Raw genomic sequence first — 259 nt, 5'->3', positions numbered from 1 at the left:
GTGCTCAATCTCTGGGAAAGTGAGCTGAATGGCTTTGTGCAGTCTATTCTTGTTGGTTATCAGATCGTGCGAAGCCTGCTCATAGATGCGGTTGTTGGCCATCAATTCTTGATATTCTTTGCTTTGAACGTAGGCCATCCGTTGCGGGTGCTCAGACTGCAGCTTGGCAAGATACAAGGCATCAAGCTTATCGGTCTTGTTCTGGTGCAGGTCATCCTTTGTCTTTCTTTTGGCTTCTAGCGGATTCATCATGACATAG

Annotated in this window: 1 protein-coding gene; it reads right to left on the bottom strand. The window is 46.7% G+C overall.

Features of this window, described 5'->3' with window-relative positions:
* Nucleotides 1-259: IS110 family transposase (locus tag FD23_RS08935; RefSeq protein WP_155515454.1), on the bottom strand; the 259-nt coding region annotated here is incomplete at both ends.

This window comes from Lactobacillus delbrueckii subsp. delbrueckii DSM 20074 = JCM 1012, assembly GCF_001433875.1.
GTDB lineage: Bacteria > Bacillota > Bacilli > Lactobacillales > Lactobacillaceae > Lactobacillus > Lactobacillus delbrueckii.
The sequence above is the reverse complement of the archived record's forward strand: the minus strand, read 5'-3'. Positions and strand labels throughout refer to the sequence as shown.